The 18,628-nt window shown below is 63.5% G+C and carries 14 protein-coding genes and 1 pseudogene; 13 read left to right on the top strand and 2 right to left on the bottom strand.

The window, feature by feature from the left end:
• Positions 1-2 precede the first annotated feature (2 nt).
• The 3 genes from WG899_RS00320 to WG899_RS00310 are packed head-to-tail and all read left to right on the top strand — an operon-like array spanning position 3 to position 1,949.
• Positions 3-461: a rhodanese-like domain-containing protein gene (locus WG899_RS00320; protein ID WP_339593627.1), complete on the top strand. Its 459-nt coding sequence runs from the start codon at positions 3-5 to the stop codon at positions 459-461.
• A gap of 7 nt (positions 462-468) precedes the next feature.
• On the top strand, positions 469-1,050 hold the full coding sequence (locus WG899_RS00315) for a GNAT family N-acetyltransferase (protein WP_339593626.1): 582 nt from the start codon (positions 469-471) through the stop codon (positions 1,048-1,050).
• Positions 1,051-1,082: 32 nt separating this feature from the next.
• Positions 1,083-1,949, top strand: coding sequence for a substrate-binding periplasmic protein (locus WG899_RS00310; RefSeq protein WP_339593625.1), 867 nt, complete (start codon positions 1,083-1,085; stop codon positions 1,947-1,949).
• 145 nt (positions 1,950-2,094) lie between these two features.
• On the opposite strand, the pseudogene WG899_RS00305 reads toward WG899_RS00310, so the two are convergent.
• Positions 2,095-2,328: pseudogene (locus tag WG899_RS00305) on the bottom strand (hypothetical protein); the annotation flags it as partial.
• A 327-nt stretch (positions 2,329-2,655) separates the two neighbouring features.
• Between WG899_RS00305 and WG899_RS00300 the strand changes: the two are divergent.
• Together WG899_RS00300 and WG899_RS00295 are read left to right on the top strand one after the other, a co-directional pair.
• On the top strand, positions 2,656-3,276 hold the full coding sequence (locus WG899_RS00300) for a DVUA0089 family protein (RefSeq protein WP_339593623.1): 621 nt from the start codon (positions 2,656-2,658) through the stop codon (positions 3,274-3,276).
• Between the two features lie 389 nt (positions 3,277-3,665).
• Entirely contained in the window at positions 3,666-4,601 is a 936-nt protein-coding gene (locus tag WG899_RS00295) for a substrate-binding periplasmic protein (RefSeq protein ID WP_339593622.1), read from the top strand.
• 97 nt (positions 4,602-4,698) lie between these two features.
• Here the strand turns inward: WG899_RS00295 and icmF are convergent, their stop codons facing one another.
• Positions 4,699-7,989 (bottom strand): fused isobutyryl-CoA mutase/GTPase IcmF, encoded by a 3,291-nt coding sequence (icmF, locus tag WG899_RS00290; protein ID WP_339593621.1) that lies wholly within the window; start codon positions 7,987-7,989, stop codon positions 4,699-4,701.
• Between the two features lie 234 nt (positions 7,990-8,223).
• Between icmF and WG899_RS00285 the strand changes: the two genes are divergently transcribed.
• From WG899_RS00285 to cobA, 8 genes are all read left to right on the top strand, one after another.
• Positions 8,224-8,850 (top strand): ANTAR domain-containing response regulator, encoded by a 627-nt coding sequence (locus tag WG899_RS00285; RefSeq protein WP_339593620.1) that lies wholly within the window; start codon positions 8,224-8,226, stop codon positions 8,848-8,850.
• Between the two features lie 282 nt (positions 8,851-9,132).
• Entirely contained in the window at positions 9,133-10,383 is a 1,251-nt protein-coding gene (locus tag WG899_RS00280; protein ID WP_339593619.1) for a CmpA/NrtA family ABC transporter substrate-binding protein, read from the top strand.
• Between the two features lie 29 nt (positions 10,384-10,412).
• Positions 10,413-11,300, top strand: coding sequence for a nitrate ABC transporter permease (gene ntrB, locus WG899_RS00275; RefSeq protein WP_339593618.1), 888 nt, complete (start codon positions 10,413-10,415; stop codon positions 11,298-11,300).
• Between the two features lie 8 nt (positions 11,301-11,308).
• Positions 11,309-12,112, top strand: a complete 804-nt coding sequence (locus WG899_RS00270) for an ABC transporter ATP-binding protein (RefSeq protein ID WP_339593617.1) — start codon at positions 11,309-11,311, stop codon at positions 12,110-12,112.
• Complete coding sequence (nirB, locus tag WG899_RS00265) at positions 12,109-14,559, top strand: nitrite reductase large subunit NirB (protein WP_339593616.1); 2,451 nt, start codon at positions 12,109-12,111, stop codon at positions 14,557-14,559. Before WG899_RS00270 ends, nirB begins: the two co-directional genes overlap by 4 nt.
• A gap of 34 nt (positions 14,560-14,593) precedes the next feature.
• Positions 14,594-14,971: a nitrite reductase small subunit NirD gene (nirD, locus tag WG899_RS00260; RefSeq protein ID WP_339593615.1), complete on the top strand. Its 378-nt coding sequence runs from the start codon at positions 14,594-14,596 to the stop codon at positions 14,969-14,971.
• 2 nt (positions 14,972-14,973) lie between these two features.
• On the top strand, positions 14,974-17,805 hold the full coding sequence (locus WG899_RS00255) for a nitrate reductase (RefSeq protein ID WP_339593614.1): 2,832 nt from the start codon (positions 14,974-14,976) through the stop codon (positions 17,803-17,805).
• Positions 17,802-18,626 (top strand): uroporphyrinogen-III C-methyltransferase, encoded by an 825-nt coding sequence (gene cobA / locus WG899_RS00250; RefSeq protein WP_339593613.1) that lies wholly within the window; start codon positions 17,802-17,804, stop codon positions 18,624-18,626. The genes WG899_RS00255 and cobA overlap by 4 nt, the downstream gene beginning before the upstream one ends.
• Positions 18,627-18,628: the final 2 nt, after the last annotated feature.

The following is an 18,628-nucleotide window of genomic DNA, read 5'->3' as shown; positions in this document are numbered from 1 at the left end:
CAATGAGCAACGCCAATTCCGTCCTCTTGTCCTACCCCGCGCCAACACCGACGCAGAGTGCCGACTTCTTTCTGGCCAAACTGCACCTGCACGCCGATGCCTGGGACGTGGCCGAAGACCTGCGTGCCCGTGTCGCCGACATCGTCGTCATCGATACCCGCTCCGAAGCCTTGTACGCCGCTGGCCATGTGCCCGGCGCCTTGAGCTTTCCGCACCGTCTGATGGACGAAGCCAGCACTGCCGGCCTTGACCGCAGCAAGACCTACATCACTTATTGCGATGGCATCGGCTGCAATGGCTCGACCAAGGGCGCCTACAAACTGGCCCGGCTTGGTTTCAAGGTCAAGGAGATGCTCGGCGGCTTGGATTTCTGGATCCGAGATGGGCACGCGGTGGCCACTGGCACCGAGCCGGGCGAGTTGGACGCCGGTGCGCCGGCCATTCAGTGTGGCTGCGCCTGAGCCAGGCTTGGCCACAGCGTCGGGGCGGCCCCTGCAGATGCATATGCAGATTCGGCCGGCCCATGCCGGCGATGCCCCAACGCTCGCGGTCTTGTGCGTCGAACATGCCGAGTACGAGCGCCTGGCTTCCCGCGCAGACGCCGGCCTGAGCGAGCGACTGGCCCATGCCCTTGAGGCGGGGCGCGTTCATGCCTGGCTTCTGCTTGTGGCTGAGCAGGTGCAGGGTTATGCCAGCGTGACCATCGATTTTTCAACTATGGCGGCCCAGCCTTTTCTGCATATGGATTGCCTCTATCTGCGCCAGGGGGCGCGCGGCCGGGGTATGGGCTTGGCGCTGATGCAGACCTTGGCGGCGTTTGGCCACCTCAAGGGCTGCTGCGACATGCAATGGCAAACGCCGGCTTGGAATCGGCGCGCGACGCGGTTCTATCTGCGTGCCGGTGCGACGGCGCTGGACAAGACCCGCTTCACGCTGCCTCTGGGTGCTCTTGTCCCTCCGTCTGACCGCCTCGCCGACCTGGGCCAAGCCGGCGCTTTGCCGGGCGCAGTTGGTGAAAACCTGTCTGGTCTGACGCTTGCGCGCTGCTAAGCTCGATCTTCTGATCACGCCCGCAAGGCCGCATGAACAAGACATGCCTCCATCGTCGCTCGCTCCTGCTGGCCACCGCGCTCTGGGCTGTGGCGACGCGGGTGCGAGCGAATGGTCGGCAAACGCTGCTGGTCGAGGTGGGGCATAACCCGCCGAGTGTGATCGCCGAGGGCGCCACGGTGCGCGGCATCTTTGCCGATTTCTTGCGCTTGGTCGGTCAGCGTTGCGAGTTAGACATCCAGTACCGGCTGTTGCCGCGGGCCAGGGTGGTGCGCAGCTTTGTGGAGGGCGGCGAAACCAGCGTCTTGCTGCCCGCCACCCGCACCAGTGAACGCGACAAGGTCGGGCTGTTCATGCCGATGGTGACGACCTCGACCTTGTTGGTATCCATGCGTAAACGCCAGTTTGAGTTGGCCGACACGGCAGCCTTGTTGCAACAGACCGGGCGTGTGGCCTTGCCGCGCAGCTACAGCTGGGGCGACGCCTACGAACAACTGGTCAAGCAGTTGGAGGCGCAGGGCAGGGTTGATTACGTCACCGACGTGCCGCGCGTGACCGAGCGCTTGATCAATGGCCTGGCCGATTTCAGCCTCTTGCCGGCCTCCTTCATCTTGGGGCGCCTGCAGTCGGGCGGCCCGCATGCGCCGAATCGGCAGGCGGAAGACTTCGCCATGACTGCACTGCAGGGCTTGCCCCCGGCGCAGATCGGCTTGTACCTGTCGCGCCAGCGCGTCTCCGAGGCCGACAGGTCGCGCATCCGCGCGGCGGTGGCGGCGCTGGTGCAAGACGGCAGCCTGCAGCGCCTCTACTTGCAATACATGCCGGAGCCATGGGTGCGCGAGCATGTGAATATGGACCACAGCGATGCGGCGGTCATCGCGCTCAAAGCGCCGCGCTGAAGTAGGGCGCTGAAGTAGGGTGATGAAGTAGGGTGTTAATGCAGCGCGCTGAAGCGCCCCCTGATTTGCGCCGATGAGGTTAGCAAAAAGGCCTCCCAAGGGAGGCCTTTTGACGCTTGGTATCGGGCCATGGCCCCTGGCCGATTTACATGCTGCGGCGATACTGCCCGCCCACCTCAAACAGCGCCGAGGTGATCTGGCCCAAGGAGCAGACCTGCACCGCATCCATCAAGACTTCGAAGATGTTGTTGGCCATCACCGCCTGCTGCAGGCGCGCCAGCAACGCACCCGACCCGGTGCGGCGGGCAGCGTGGAAGTCGCGCAGTTGGTACAGCTGTGATTGCATCTCTTCGTTGGTGGAGCGCGCCAACTCAATGCTGACGTCGCTAGTCTTGGCGGCGAATGCTGCGGTCGCGCGGGCCATGGAGCTTTCCTTGTCTGGGCTTGTGCTGAGGGTGCGGCCCTCGTCGGTTGCGATCCGGCCTCATCAGAAGGTCAGGCGAGGGGTGCGGAAGCAGGACCTTTGTTTTGGGTAAAAGCCACTTTTTAGTGGCCGCATAACTCAACAGTCAATCGGCTACATTGTCGCCAGCCAAGCCGCGGGTGGAAACCCCAGTGCTCGTCGCGGCTTGGCTGCGTCTTTTGCAGGGTGGGGCAGCGACAGCTGTTTGTTAATTCAATAAAAAGTATTTGAGAGTAATTGTTTATGTTGACTGATAAGTTGAAACAATTGAGTGCGGCCATGGGCTTGGCTTTCGTGTCCTTGGCGGCTCAGGCGGGCCCTGTGAACTTCTCCTTCAAGGGCACTTTCGCAGATGCTAATGAAGTGCAGTTCTTTAACTTCAAGGCCGATGGCTCGTCCACCGTGCGACTCGTGTCTTATGGCTACGGCGGCGGCACGCAGGCCGACGGCACGGTGGTGCACCATGGCGGCTTTGACAGCGTGCTCGCTTTGTTCAATAGCGATGGCCTGTTGCTGGCCCAGAACGATGATTCGAAAGATTCTGGTGGTTGCGGCCCTTCGGCAGTCAATGCAGCCCCCAACGGAAGAATTCGGGATGCCTGCGTCGACGCAACCTTGGCTGCGGGCGACTATCGGGTCGCGGTTGTTTCTTACGGAAATGACGCCTTAGGCCCCACGCTCGCTGAAGGGTTCTACGGAGATGGTTCTTTCAACGGCTTCAGCAATGCCTGGGCCTTTGACATTCTGAATGTCAGCTCCGCCTCCTTGCCGAACACCAACGTCCCTGAGCCCGCTTCCCTGGCCTTGGTGGCCCTGGGTTTGGCGGGCGCGGGCCTGGCACGGCGCAAGCGCTCGGCGCTTTGATTGTTTGATGCTTCCCAGAGTGAGTGCTTGAATGAACGGTTGGTGGGCTGAGTGACCTGCCTGCTGCGCATTCAATACCAATGAATGAAGGCCTCCGTTGGAGGCCTTCTTCATGAGCGCTGCGCGGTGGTCAAGGCTGGGGTCAGGTCTTGCTGAGGCGCGAGTGCATCTTTGCGCGAGCTCAGGCTTGTCGCCAGCGGCACTGGCAAACGCCGGAGTGGAACGAAGCCGCCGCAGGCTTTTGCCGGCGCCAAGGCGCGCAAGAGTTGGTCAAGCGGCGCTTCATCCTGCCCTTGTAGGTTTGAACTCAGTGCGGGCTGAGCCCTGATGACAGTGAGATCCTGGCGCAGCACAATGTGCGCAGGCTTTGTTTGCCTCCACTCGTCACGATGGATCGTCGCTCGCTGCTGCTTAGTCTGTCTTTGCCGACCGCCTTGTCTTGGACTTCGGCGGTTGCGCCGCTTGTGGCTACTTCCGCGCCCATGGCCGCCGCAGCGTCTTCAGCGTCCTCAGCCGTGCCTCGGCAGATCCGCTATCCATTGTTTGGCGGGCAGGAAGACCCGTTTCGGCGCTACTGCATGGAGGTGCTGAAGCTGGCGCTTGAGCTTTGCGGCGTGCCTTACCGGATGCAGCCGGTGCCGCAGCCGCTGGGTCAAGGGCAGGCGATTCGGCGCTTGAGTTCGGGCCAGGGGCCGGTTGATATTCTTTGGAGCATGACCAGCGAGGCGCGCGAGCGAGCGCTGCTGCCCCTGCGCATCCCGCTCGATCGCGGTTTGATGGGCTGGCGTCTCTTGTTGGTGAGGCGGGCTGATCAACAGCGCTTTGCCAACATTCGCAGCTTGGACGAGTTAGCGGCCTTGACCGCCGGCCAAATGTATGACTGGCCCGACACGCAGATCCTGCAGGCCAATGGCTTGAAGGTTGGCACCGGCAGCGCCTACGCCAGCTTGTTCGCCATGCTGGAGCGCGGGCGCACCGATTACTTTCCGCGGTCGGTGCTGGAGATTGAGGATGACCTGGCGCGCTTTGGCGCGCAGCATGATTTGGTCATCGCGCCCGGCTTGCTCTTGCGCTATCCGACGGCTTTTTACTTCTTTGTCAGCCCCCGCGAGCCACGCTTGGCAGACGACCTCAGTCGCGGGATGGAGCGCGCCCTTAGCGAGGGCAGTTTGCAGGCCTTGTTCAAGCAGCATATGCGGCAGCATTCCAAACGGTTGGACTTGCATGATCGCCATGTGCTGGCGCTGCGCAACCCTTTGCTGCCGGCCGCCACACCGCTGCGCCGCAGCGAGCTTTGGGAAGAGCCGGGTCGCTGGAGTTCTTGATCGCTTGAGCCTTCGCTCGCAGCAATGAAAAAGGCCTCACGAGGAGGCCTTGTTGGCGAAGCTCTTGGCGAGGGTCTTGCCCGCCAAGCGGACGGGCTTACATGCTGCGCCGGTATTGCCCGCCCACTTCGAACAGCGCCGAGGTGATCTGGCCCAGCGAGCAGACGCGCACCGCGTCCATCAGCACCTCAAAGACATTCTTGTTGTCGATGACGGCCTGCTGCAGGCGCTGCAACTGAGTGGCGCTGTCGGCCGCATGGCTGGCGTGGAAGTCGCGCAGGCGGTGCAGCTGGCTTTGCTTTTCTTCGTCGGTGGAGCGGGCCAGCTCGATGCTCTCCAGCACCTGGTCGCCATGCGGGTTGCGGAAGGTGTTGACACCGATGATGGGGTACTCGCCGGTGTGCTTGAGCATTTCGTAATGCATGCTCTCTTCCTGGATCTTGCTGCGCTGATAGCCGGTTTCCATGGCACCCAGCACGCCGCCGCGTTCGGCGATCTTTTCGAACTCACTCAGCACCGCTTCTTCCAGCAGTTCGGTCAGCTCTTCGATGATGAAGGCGCCTTGTGATGGGTTCTCGTTCTTGGCCAGGCCCCACTCGCGGTTGATGATCAGCTGGATGGCCATGGCGCGGCGCACCGATTCTTCGGTCGGCGTCGTGATCGCCTCGTCGAAGGCGTTGGTGTGCAGGCTGTTGCAGTTGTCGTAGATGGCGATCAGGGCCTGCAGCGTGGTGCGGATGTCGTTGAACTGGATCTCCTGCGCGTGTAGGCTGCGGCCGGAAGTCTGGATGTGATATTTCAGCTTCTGACTGCGTTCGTTGGCGCCGTATTTGTCGCGCATGGCCACGGCCCAGATGCGGCGGGCGACACGGCCGAGCACGGTGTACTCGGGGTCCATGCCGTTAGAGAAGAAGAAGCTCAGATTCGGCGCGAAGTCATCGATGTGCATGCCGCGCGCCAGATAGGCTTCCACAAAGGTGAAGCCGTTGGAGAGCGTCAGCGCCAGCTGGCTGATCGGGTTGGCGCCAGCCTCGGCGATGTGATAACCGCTGATTGAGACGGAGTAGAAGTTGCGCACATTGTGGTGCACGAAGTACTCGGCGATGTCGCCCATCACCTTGAGCGAGAACTCGGTCGAGAAGATGCAGGTGTTCTGGCCCTGGTCTTCCTTCAGGATGTCGGCCTGCACGGTGCCGCGCACATTGGCCAGCACCCAGTCCTTGATCTTGGCGGCTTCGTCGGCGGTCGGCTCGCGGCCGTTGTCGGTTTTGAACTTCGCAATGTTCTGGTCGATAGCCGTGTTCATGAACATGGCCAGAATCGTCGGTGCCGGGCCGTTGATGGTCATCGAGACGGACGTCGTCGGGCTGCACAGGTCGAAGCCGTCGTACAGCACCTTCATATCGTCCAGCGTCGCGATGGACACACCAGAATTGCCGACCTTGCCGTAGATGTCCGGCCGCGGTGCCGGGTCGGCGCCGTAGAGCGTGACCGAGTCAAAGGCGGTGGACAGGCGCTTGGCGGGCATGCCCTCGGACACCAGCTTGAAGCGACGGTTGGTGCGGAAGGCGTCGCCCTCGCCGGCGAACATACGAGTCGGGTCCTCACCTTCGCGCTTGAAGGCGAACACGCCGGCGGTGTAGGGGAAGCTGCCCGGCACGTTTTCCAGCAGCAGCCACTTCAGCAACTCGCCATGGCATTCGTAGTGCGGCAGCACGACCTTGCGGATCTTGGTGCCCGAGAGGCTGGTGTGGACGAGGTTGGTGCGGATCTCTTTGTCGCGGATCTTCACCACGTACTCGTCGCCGGCATAGGCTTTTTGCATGTCCGGCCATTGGGCCAGCAGCTTGCGGGCGGCGCCGTCCATTTGCGTTTCACGCGCGCCAGCGAGCTCGGCCAAGGCGTCGCGGGCGCGGTGCTTGTCCGGGTTGGCTTCCAGCAGCATGCGTGAACTGCCCCACAGCTGCTGAATCTCGCGCGCCAGCGTGGCTTGGGCACGGGCGCGCTTTTTGTAGCCGCGCACGCTGTCGGCAATCTCGGCCAGATAACGCACACGCGCAGCGGGCACCACTGGGGTCTGGTGGGTGCTGTGGCGTGTGGCCACCATCGGCAGGCGGCCGTCCTTCATTTGCAGGCCGAGTTCGGCCAGACGCGGCTTCAGCGCTTGGTAAAGCGCGGTGACGCCGTCGTCATTGAAACGGCTGGCCATGGTGCCGAAGACCGGCATCTGCTCGGGCGGCGTGGTGAAGGCTTCCTTGTTGCGCTGCACCTGCTTGGCGACATCGCGGATCGCGTCCAGCGCGCCCTTGCGGTCGAATTTGTTGATGGCCACGAACTCGGCGAAGTCCAGCATGTCGATCTTCTCGAGCTGGCTGGCGGCGCCGAACTCGGGCGTCATCACATACATGGGCACGTCCACATGCGGAACGATGGCCGCATCGCCCTGGCCGATGCCGGAGGTTTCCACAATGATCAGGTCGAAACCGGCCACCTTGGCGGCGGCGATCGCGTCGGGCAGGGCGGGGGAGATTTCGCTGCCGAAGTCGCGCGTGGCGAGGCTGCGCATGAAGACGCGAGCACCTTGGCTCCAGGGACCAATCGCGTTCATGCGGATGCGGTCGCCCAGCAGGGCGCCACCGCTCTTGCGGCGCGAGGGGTCAATGGAGATGACGGCCACGCGCAGCGTGTCGTTCTGGTCCAGGCGCAGGCGGCGGATCAACTCGTCCGTCAGGCTGGACTTACCGGCGCCGCCGGTGCCGGTGATGCCCAGCACGGGAACGCGGATGCTCTTGGCGGCGGCTTGCAGCTCGGCCACCAGATTCGCATCGGCCTTGTCGTTTTCCAGCGCGGTGATCAGTTGGGCCAGGGCGCGCCAGGCGGCTTCGCTGTGGCCTTGCAGGGCGCTCAGGGCCTTGGGTGCGTAGACGCTGAAGTCCTGGTCGGCCTTCATCACCATCTCGCCGATCATGCCCTGCAGGCCCATGCGCTGGCCGTCCTCGGGGCTGAAGATGCGCACGCCATGTTCTGCCAGATCGCGGATCTCGGCCGGCACGATCACGCCGCCGCCGCCGCCAAAGACTTGGATATGTTCGCCGCCGCGTTGCTTCAGCAACTCGACCATGTATTTGAAGTACTCGACATGGCCGCCCTGGTAAGAGCTGATGGCGATACCTTGCGCGTCTTCTTGCAGCGCGGCGGTCACCACCTCGTCAACCGAGCGGTTGTGGCCCAGGTGGATGACCTCGGCGCCCATGCCTTGCAGGATGCGACGCATGATGTTGATGGCGGCGTCGTGGCCGTCGAACAGGCTGGCGGCGGTGACGAAGCGCACCTTGTTCGTCGGGCGGTAATTGGCCAGGGCTTTGGATTCGGCGGACAGGTCGGTCATCAAAGGTCTCCAGCGGCAGCCCACGGACGGGGCCGCCTTTTGTAGCAGCAAAACTTCGGCGATTCTAGGGCTTGATTGACGTTTACGTAAACGTCAAATCTATTTGAAATGGGCTGCGGCCAAGGCAAGAGCGTCGGTCTTCGCGTTGGAAAACTGACTCTGACCCCATTTTTGACGGGCAGGAGGCGGTGCGGGCATGATCTTTGCGTGATGGGCACTATCCATTGAGTCATCATGCAAAGCCCAATCCCTTCGTCTTCAAACCCTGAGCCTCAGCCTGGCCTGCGCGTGCTGCTGATTGATGATGGCGCGCACCGGGTGCAGCTGATTCAACAGGAGCTGGCGCGGCAGGGTTGCGATGTGGTGGGCGTCATCGAGCAGGCCACCTTGATCCACGACTGTGTGCTGCGTTTGAAGCCCGATGTGGTGATTGTGGACAGCGAATCGCCGACGCGCGATACGCTGGAAAACCTGGCCGCCTTGTCGGCCCAGCTGCCGCACCCGGTGGTCGTGTTCGCCGAAGATGGCAGCCATGACCCGATGCGGCGGGCCTTGAAGGCCGGCGTCAGCGCCTATGTGGTGGCCGGTTTGCAGCCCGAGCGCTTGGCCTCGGTGCTGCAGGTGGCGATTGCACGATTTGAGCAAGACCTAGCCCTGCGACAGGAGCTGAGCAAGGCGCAGGCGCAGCTGAGCGGCCGCAAACAGATCGAGCGCGCCAAGGGCATCTTGATGAGCGAAATGGGCCTGGACGAAGACGCCGCCTACAAGCGCATGCGGCGCTTGGCCATGGACCGTGGCGTGCCGCTGATCGAGGTGGCGGACCGCATCATTGAGGCGCAGGCCTTGCTTCGTTCGAGCTGAGTGCGTGGGCGCGCTCGCCAAGCCATGCACGGCAACATGCTGCGTCGCACCAAAGTGGCGCAAGTTTCTGGCACTTGGGCCTGCAAAACGTGCATGAGCATGGCAATGAAGGGCAAAAAGACCTGGCACGCTTACTGCTAATAAGACCTTGAGGCCCGCAACGGCGTGGGCCACATCAGTAAATCGTTCGACGGACAACGGCGTCCGACCACAGCTGCAGCTTTCCTTTGTGAAGCGGCAGCCGGTCGAGGCGCCGTTTTTGTTTTCTGACTGGAGATGTTGATGAGCAAGCCCCTGCAATCCAAAGGAGTGTTGATGAGCGCGGAACGTCGCAAATTGCTGGCCGGTGCGGCCGCAGGTCTGGCCGCCAGCCTGCCCGGTGGCGCTTGGGCCGCGGGCTCCGACAAGCCAGAGAAAGAAGAAGTGCGCATCGGCTTCATCCCGCTGACCGACTGCGCCTCGGTGGTGATGGCCTCGGTGCTGGGCTTCGACAAAAAGTACGGCGTCAAGATCGTGCCCACCAAAGAAGCCTCCTGGGCCGGCGTGCGCGACAAGCTGGTCAATGGCGAGCTGGACATGGCGCATTCGCTCTACGGCCTGATCTATGGCGTGCATCTGGGCATAGCCGGGCCGAAAAAAGACATGGCCGTGTTGATGACCCTGAACAACAACGGCCAGGCCATCACCCTGTCCAAGAAGTTGGCCGAAAAGGGTGCGGTGGACGGCGCCTCCTTGGCCAAGCTGATGGCCACGGACAAGCGCGAGTACACCTTTGCGCAAACCTTCCCCACCGGCACCCACGCGATGTGGCTGAACTATTGGATGGCGGCGCATGGCATCAACCCGATCAAAGACGCCAAGGTCATCACCGTGCCGCCGCCACAGATGGTGGCCAATATGCGGGTCGGCAATATGGACGGCTACTGCGTCGGCGAGCCCTGGAACCACCGCGCCATCGTCGATGGCATCGGCGTCACCGCGGTCACCACCCAGGACATCTGGAAGGACCATCCCGAGAAGGTCTTGGCCAGCAGCGGCGAGTTCGTCAAGAAGTACCCCAACACCGCGCGCGCCGTCATCATGGCCGTGCTGGAGGCCGGCCGCTGGATCGACGCCGGCCTGCAGAACAAGCTGAAGATGGCCGACACCATCGCGGAAAAGAGTTATGTGAACACCGGGGTTGATGCGATCAACCAGCGCATTCTGGGGCGCTACCAGAACGGCCTGGGCAAGACCTGGGACGACCCCAACCACATGAAGTTCTTCAATGATGGCGCGGTCAACTTCCCCTACTTGAGCGACGGCATGTGGTTCCTGACCCAGCACAAGCGTTGGGGCTTGCTGAAGGATCACCCCGATTACCTGGCCGTGGCCAAGCAGGTCAACCAGATCGATCTCTACAAGGAAGCCGCCTCGGCCCTGAAGGTCAACATCCCCAGGGACGTGATGCGCAGCTCCAAGCTGATCGACGGCGTGGTCTGGGACGGCAAAGATCCGGCCAAGTACGCCGATGCCTTCAAGGTCAAGGCTTGAGTTCAGCCCCATTGAATTAGGAGATCGCCATGGTCAGCGCCGTATTCCATTCCCCACGCGAGGTCAGCGTCGAGCTGGCTCCGCCGGTAGCAAGCAGCCCGGCCCGCCCAGCAAAGCCGGCTCCCAAGGCGCCGCCTCAGCCCTTTGACTGGCGAGCCCTTTGGATGCGGGTGCTGCCGCCGATTTTGGGGCTGGCCTTGATGGTCGGGCTGTGGGCTCTGGCGACCCAAAAACCCGGCCCCTTTCCCACGCCGGCAGCCACCTTCGATGCCGCCGTCCAACTCTTTTCGGATCCTTTCTACAGCAAGGGGCCCAACGATCAAGGCATAGGCTGGAACATCTTGTTCTCGCTGCAGCGCGTGGCCCTGGGCTTTGGACTGGCGGCTGCGGTGGGCATTCCGCTAGGTTTCATCATCGGCCGTTTTGAGTTTGCCAGCCGCATGGTGTCGCCGCTGATCAGCCTGCTCAAACCGGTGTCGCCGCTGGCCTGGTTGCCGATTGGCTTGCTGGTGTTCAAGAGCGCCAATCCGGCGGCGATCTGGACCATCTTCATCTGCTCGATCTGGCCCATGGTGGTCAACACCGCCGTCGGCGTGCAGCGCGTGCCCGAGGACTATCTGAACGTGGCGCGTGTGCTGAAGCTGTCGGAATGGAAGGTCATCACCAAGATTCTCTTTCCGGCCGTGCTGCCCTATATGTTGACCGGTGTGCGCCTGTCGGTGGGCACGGCCTGGTTGGTGATCGTGGCGGCCGAGATGTTGACCGGCGGCGTGGGCATTGGCTTTTGGGTCTGGGACGAGTGGAACAACCTGAACGTCAAGCACATCATCATCGCCATCTTCGTGATCGGCACGGTCGGCTTGGCTTTGGAATGGCTGCTGATGAGCATCGCCAAGCGCTTCTCTTTTGAGGACTGAGTCCCATCATGACAAGCAAAAACTTCATTGAAGTGCAGGACGCCGAGATGGTGTTCAACACCCGCAAGGGTCGTTTCCATGCGCTGCGCGAGATCAATCTGAGCGTTGCACGCGGCGAGTTCATCACCTTGATCGGCCACTCGGGTTGCGGCAAGTCGACCTTGCTGAACCTGATTGCCGGCCTGCTGCGGCCCAGCAGCGGTGTGGTCTTGTGCGACCAGCGCGAGGTGAGCGAGCCCGGCCCTGAGCGTGCGGTGGTGTTCCAGAACCACTCGCTGCTGCCTTGGTTGAGCTGCTTTGAGAACGTGCTCTTGGGCGTGGACTCGGTGTTCGGCAAGCGCGAGGCGCCGGCGCGACTGGCCGAGCGTACGGCGGCCGCGCTGGAACTGGTCGGCATGAGCCACGCCGCGCACAAGCGTCCGCATGAAATCTCCGGCGGCATGAAGCAGCGCATTGGCATCGCCCGTGCCCTGGCCATGGAGCCCAAGGTCTTGCTGATGGATGAGCCTTTTGGTGCGCTGGACGCCTTGACCCGCGCGCATTTGCAGGACGAGCTGCTGAAGATCGTGGCCCGCACGCAGAGCACGGTGGTGATGGTGACCCACGATGTGGACGAAGCCGTCTTGCTGAGTGACCGCATCGTGATGATGACCAACGGGCCCGCCGCCACCATCGGCGAAATCCTTTCGGTGGACTTGGCGCATCCGCGCAAGCGCGTCGAGCTGGCCGAAGACCCCCGCTACATCGCCGCACGCAAGGCGGTGATTGATTTCCTTTACACCCGCCACGCACGTCATGAGGTGAGCGCATGAATGCCGCCGCAAACTTTCCCACGGTGAAACAGAAGCTGGTGCTGATCGGCAATGGCATGGCCGGCGTGCGCACGCTGGAAGAGCTGCTGAAGATCGCCCCCGATCTGTACGACATCACGGTCTTCGGCGCCGAGCCGCACCCCAACTACAACCGCATTCTCTTGAGCCCGGTGCTGGCCGGCGAGCAGACGATTGACGAGATCATCCTCAATCCGCTCGACTGGTATGTGGAGCACAACATCAGCCTGCACCTGGGCAAGACGGTGACGCAGATCGACCGGCAGCGGCGCAGAGTCATTGCCGCCGATGGCACCGAGGCGCCCTATGACCGCCTGCTGATTGCCACCGGCTCCAGCCCCTTCATTCTGCCGGTGCCTGGCAAGGATCTGGACGGTGTGATCGCCTACCGCGACATCGCCGACACCGAGACCATGATTGCCGCAGCCACCCGCTACCAACATGCGGTGGTGATCGGCGGTGGCCTCCTGGGGCTGGAGGCTGCTAACGGACTGATGCTGCGGGGCATGCAGGTGACGGTGGTGCACATTGGCGACTGGCTGATGGAACGCCAACTCGACGATGTGGCGGGTGATCTTCTGCGCAAGTCGCTGCAGGCGCGCGGCCTGAAGTTCTTGCTGGGCGCGCACACCGAGGCGCTGATCCCCGATAAGGACGGTCGAGTGATGGCGGTGCGCTTCAAGGGCGGTCAAGAGATCCCGGCCGATCTGGTCGTGATGGCTGCGGGCATCCGCCCCAACACGGCCTTGGCCGAGAGCGCCGGTATCCACTGCAATCGCGGCATCGTCGTCAGCGACACCTTGCAGACCGTCACCGATCCGCGCATCTACTCGGTCGGCGAATGCGCAGCGCATCGCGGCATTGCTTACGGCCTGGTGGCCCCACTGTTCGAGCAGGGCAAGGTCTGCGCTACCCACCTGGCCCAGTTTGGCATCGGGCGCTACCAGGGCAGCCAGACCAGCACCAAGCTGAAGGTCACCGGCATTGACCTGTTCTCGGCCGGCGACTTCATGGGTGGCGACGGCTGTGAAGAGATCGTCATGAGCGACCCCTTCGCAGGCGTCTACAAAAAGCTGGTGATCAAGAATGATCAATTGGTCGGCGCCTGTTTGTATGGCGACACCGTCGATGGCAGCTGGTACTTCAAGCTGCTGCGCGAGGGGCGCAAGGTCGCGGACATCCGCGACAAGCTGATGTTCGGCGAGTCGAATATCGGTGACGTGGGCCACCAGGGCCACAACAAGGCGGCCGCCATGCTCGACAGCGACGAGGTTTGCGGCTGCAATGGCGTCAGCAAGGGCGCCATCTGCAAGGCCATCAAGGACAAGGGCCTCTTCACCTTGGACGAGGTGCGCAAGCACACCAAGGCCAGCGCCTCCTGCGGGTCCTGCACGGGTCTGGTGGAGCAGTTGCTGATGTTCACCGCCGGCGGCGACTACTCGGCCACGCCGAAGAAGAAGGCCGTTTGCGCCTGCACCGAGCTGAGCCATCAAGATGTGCGTGACGCCATCTTTGCGCAGCATCTGACCTCGCTGGATCAGGTCTATGCGGCCCTGCAATGGAAGACCCCGAACGGCTGCCCGACTTGCCGGCCCGCCCTGAACTACTACCTGATTTCCAGCTGGCCCAAGGAGGCGGTGGATGACCCGCAGAGTCGCGCCATCAATGAGCGGGCGCACGCCAATATCCAGAAGGACGGCAGCTACAGCGTGATCCCGCGCATGTGGGGCGGCGAGACCAGCGCCTCGGAGTTGCGCCGCATCGCCGACGCGGTGGACAAATACAAGATCCCCACCGTCAAGGTCACCGGTGGCCAGCGCATCGATCTCTTGGGCGTCAAGAAGGAAGACCTGGTCAATGTCTGGAAGGACATCGGCATGCCCTCGGGCCACGCCTATGCCAAGGCGCTGCGCACGGTGAAGACCTGCGTGGGCTCGGAGTGGTGCCGCATGGGCACGCAAGACTCCACCCAGATGGGCAAGGACTTGGAGCGTGCCTTCGTCGGCATGTATGCGCCGCACAAGGTTAAGTTCGCCGTCAGCGGTTGCCCGCGCAACTGTGCCGAGGCCGGCATCAAGGACGTCGGCATCATCGGTGTCGACAGCGGCTGGGAGATGTATGTGGCGGGCAATGGCGGCATCAAGACCGAGGTGGCGCATTTCTTCACCAAGCTGAAGACGGCGCAGGAGGTGCTGGAGTACACCGGCGCCTTCATGCAGCTCTACCGCAAGGAGGGCTGGTATCTCGAGCGCACGGTGCATTACGTCTCGCGCGTCGGGCTCGACCACGTCAAGGCCAAGGTCTTGGATGACCCTGCCGGCCGCCGCGCGCTGTGGGCCGAGCTGCAGTTTGCGCTCGCGGGCGAGCCCGACCCCTGGTTCGACTTTGAAAAGGCGCGGGTGGACCTGCGCCAGTTCGAGCCGCTGTGATGTTTGTCTTCGAGAACTGCCCAGGAGAATTCGCATGAGTGAATGGAAAGAAGTTTGCGCGCTGGGCGATATCCCGGTCCTGGGCTCTCGGCGCGTGCAGCGCGCCAAGGGCCCGCAAGTGGCTTTGTTCCGCACCAGCGACGATGCCGTCTATGCCTTGCTGGACCGTTGTCCGCACAAGGGCGGCCCCTTGAGCCAGGGCATCGTGTTCGGCCGTGCGGTGGCTTGCCCGCTGCACAACTGGACGATTGCGCTGGACAGTGGTCAGGCCCAGGCGCCCGATGAGGGCTGCACGCCCAAGTTCAGCGTTCGCATTGCGGAGGGTCAGGTCTTGCTCAATCAAGCGGAGTTGGACACGCTGGGCACCGAGTTCGAGCCCATCAAGGCCGGCCCCTGCACCCGCGCTTGCTGAGCATGGGTATGGACACGCGCAGCACCTGTCCCTATTGCGGCGTCGGTTGTGGCGTCATCATCGAGAGCGATGGTGTGCAGATCACCGGGGTGCGCGGCGATCCCGAGCATCCAGCCAATTACGGCCGTTTGTGCAGCAAGGGCCAGACCCTGCATCTGAGCGCCAGCCCCGTGGTGTTGCAAACGAGGCGGCTGCTGCAGCCGGGCCTGCGCCTGGAGAGAGGCGCCGAGCGTCAGCCTGCTTCATGGGAGCAGGTCAACCGCCATGTGGCCGAGAGTTTGGCCCGTGTGCATGCGCAGCACGGCCCAGAAGCGATTGGTTTTTACATCTCCGGCCAGTTGCTGAGCGAGGACTATCAGGCCTTCAACAAGGTGGCACGCGGCCTGATCGGTAGCAACAATATCGACAGCAATTCGCGCCTGTGCATGAGCTCGGCGGTGGTGGGCTACAAGCAGTCGCTGGGCAGCGATGCGCCGCCTACTTGCTATGAAGACCTGGATCATGCGGACTGTGTGTTCATCACCGGCGCCAACCCGGCCTGGGCGCATCCCATCCTGTTTCGGCGCCTGGAAGCCGCCAAGGCCGCCAAGCCGACGATGAAGATCATCGTCGTCGACCCGCGCCGCACCGAAACGGCCGAGTTCGCCGATCTGCATCTGCAAATACGCCCTGGCAGCGATGTGGCCCTGTGCTTGGGCCTGCTGCATTCGATGATCTGGGATGACTTGCTCGACGCGTCCTTCATCGCCGCGCATACCCAGGGCTTCGACGATTTGAAGGCCTTGGCGCGCGAGATGACCCCGCGGGAAGCGGCGCGTATCTGCGGCGTTTCTGAAGCGGACATCCGCTTGGCGGCACGTTGGTTTGCCCAAAGCCCGGCCACGCTGTCGCTGTATTGCCAGGGCTTGAATCAAAGCAGCAGCGGCACCGCCAAGAACACCGCGCTGATCAATCTGCACCTGGCCTGCGGCCAGATCGGCCGGCCCGGCGCCGGGCCTTTTTCGCTGACCGGACAACCGAATGCCATGGGCGGGCGCGAGGTCGGCGGCATGGCCAGCTTGCTGCCCGGCCACCGCGACCCCGCCAACCCCGCGCACCGTGCCGAGGTGGCCGCGCTGTGGGGCGTGGACAGCTTGCCGAGCGAGCCGGGCAAAACCGCCATCGAGTTGTTCGAGGCCGCGGCCCGCGGCGAGATCAAGGCCTTGTGGATTGCCTGCACCAACCCCGCGCAGTCGCTGCCGGACCAGGCCCTGGTGCGGCGTGCCCTGGAGCGCTGCGAGCTGGTGATTCTGCAAGAGTGTTTTGCGGACACGGCCACCGCGGCCTTTGCCGATGTGCTGCTGCCAGCCTCGACCTGGGGCGAGAAGGAGGGCACGGTCACGAACAGCGAGCGCCGCATCAGCCGGGTGCGCGCGGCCTTGGCCCCACCGGGCGAAGCCCGCGCCGACTGGCGCATCGTGCGCGATGTGGCCCGTCTTCTGGCGCCGCTGCTGGGTCGCCCCGCCTCGCCGCTGCTGGACTTCGACTCCAGCGAGGCCTTGTGGCTGGAGCACCGCGCGGCCACGCGCGGGCGCGATCTGGACATCGGCGGCCTGAGCTATCAACTGCTGGATCAGCACGGCCCGCAGCAATGGCCCTTTCCCGAGGGCGCGCATAGCGGCCTTAAACGCTTGTATGAAGGAGGGCGCTTCGCGACCGAGAATGGCCGCGCCCAGTTTGTGCCCAAGCCCTATCAAGCGCCCGCCGAAGCGGCATCGCCCAAGTTCCCCTTGTTACTGAACACCACGCGGCTGCGCGATCAGTGGCACGGCATGAGTCGAACCGGTGTCATCAGCCGACTGTTTGGCCATGCGGCAGTGCCGCGCCTGCAGATGCATCCGCAAGACATGGCGCGACGTGGCTTGGCCGAGGGCGCCATGGCCACGGTGAGTTCGGCGCGAGGCCAGATCACGCTGCCAGTGCAAAGCGACCTCGCTTTGGCACTGGGTCAGGTCGATCTACCGATGCACTGGGGCCAGGAGTTTGTGTCGGGTTGCGATGCACAAGGGCAGGTGATGAACGGCGTCAATGCCTTGACGCAGCCTGCTTTTTGCCCGGACTCCAAGCAGCCGGAGCTGAAGCTCTCGGCCATTGATGTGCAGGCCGTCAAGCTGCCTTGGCGGCTGAGTGCTTCGATTTGGCTCGCGGCGGCGGAGGCCGCGCGCGTCGGCCGGGCCTTGCGGGCCTTGATGGCCGAGCTGGATTACGCGCACTGCGTGCCCGTTGCAGCTTCCGGCATTGGCGCAGCAGCTGGCTTGGAGGGGTGGAGTTTTGAGGGCGCCAGCCAAGGGCCGCTACCGCGCGACTTGCTGGCGCGTTTTGCGCTAACGCTGGATTTGCGCGGTTCTCAAGTGCTGCATTACGCCGATGCGCAGCGCGGCCGCAGCCGCAGTCTTCGCTTGAGCGACAGCGGCCCGGATGCGCGAGTGTTGGCGCTGTTGCGGGTGGGGCCGGCGGGTGAGGGCGAATGGTTGCAAGCGCTGTGGCGCGATGGCAGGGCGGTGGCACCCTTGGGTCGCCGCTTGCTGGCGCCGGATGCGCAGTTCGAGGCCGCGGCCGATGCGGCGGCCCAGGCCCGCAGTCCACAGCTCTGCAATTGCTTTGATGTGTCGCAGCAGCGCATTGAGTTGCAATTGAAGCAATGCTCGGGCAGCCCCGCCGAGCGATTGAAAAGCCTGCAAAGCGCGCTGCAATGTGGCACGCAATGCGGCTCCTGCTTGCCGAGTTTGCGCCGTTTGGTGGATGTCATACCCGCGGCCCCATCGACCTCTTTTCAGGAGACTGTTGCATCATGAAACTCCAGCCAGTGACACCTTCCATCCCCCCCGTCAGTCTGGTCGGCGCCGGCCCAGGAGATCCAGAGCTATTGACGCTGAAGGCGCTCAAGCGCATTCAGGCGGCAGAGGTGATCCTCAGCGACGATCTGGTGGACGCGCGAGTGCTGGCCTTGGCTTCTGCCAATGCACGGGTGCTTTATGTTGGCAAGCGCGGTGGTTGCGTGTCGGTCGAGCAGCGCTTCATCCATGACTTAATGATTCGGGAAGCCCGCAGCGGGGCGCGGGTGGTGCGCCTCAAGGGCGGCGACCCTTTCATGTTCGGGCGAGGCGGTGAAGAGGTGGACGCCTTGCGCGAAGCCGGCATTGCGGTCGAGGTGGTCAGCGGCATCACCGCCGGCATGGCCGCGCCGGCCAGCATTGGCATTCCGGTCACCGACCGGCGTCATGCGCCCGGCGTGGCCTTTGTGACCGGCCACAGCCGCGAGGGCGCCGCCGCCGGTGAAGGCCCCGACTGGGCGGCCCTGGCGCGCAGCGGCCTGACCCTGGTCATTTATATGGGCCTGGCCCGGATTGATGCCTTGACGGCCGCCTTGATTGAGGGCGGCCTCAGCCCCGCGACCCCGGCCGCTGCCATCGCCGCGGCGCACACACCCGAGCAACGCCAGGTGCTTTGCAGCTTGGGCAGCTTGGGCGCAAGCCTGGCGGCGCAGGCCATACGCAGCCCGGCCATTTTGATCATCGGCGAGGTGGTCTCTCAGGCCGATGTGCTGAACGCGGTCAGCGCGGCGTCCTGGGCGCGGGGCATCGTGTGCCCGCTGGCCGAGGCGCTGCAGGCCTAACT

The organism is Paucibacter hankyongi, from assembly GCF_037482915.1.
Taxonomy (GTDB): domain Bacteria; phylum Pseudomonadota; class Gammaproteobacteria; order Burkholderiales; family Burkholderiaceae_C; genus Paucibacter_A; species Paucibacter_A hankyongi.
This window is presented reverse-complemented; position numbering and strand designations above follow the sequence as displayed.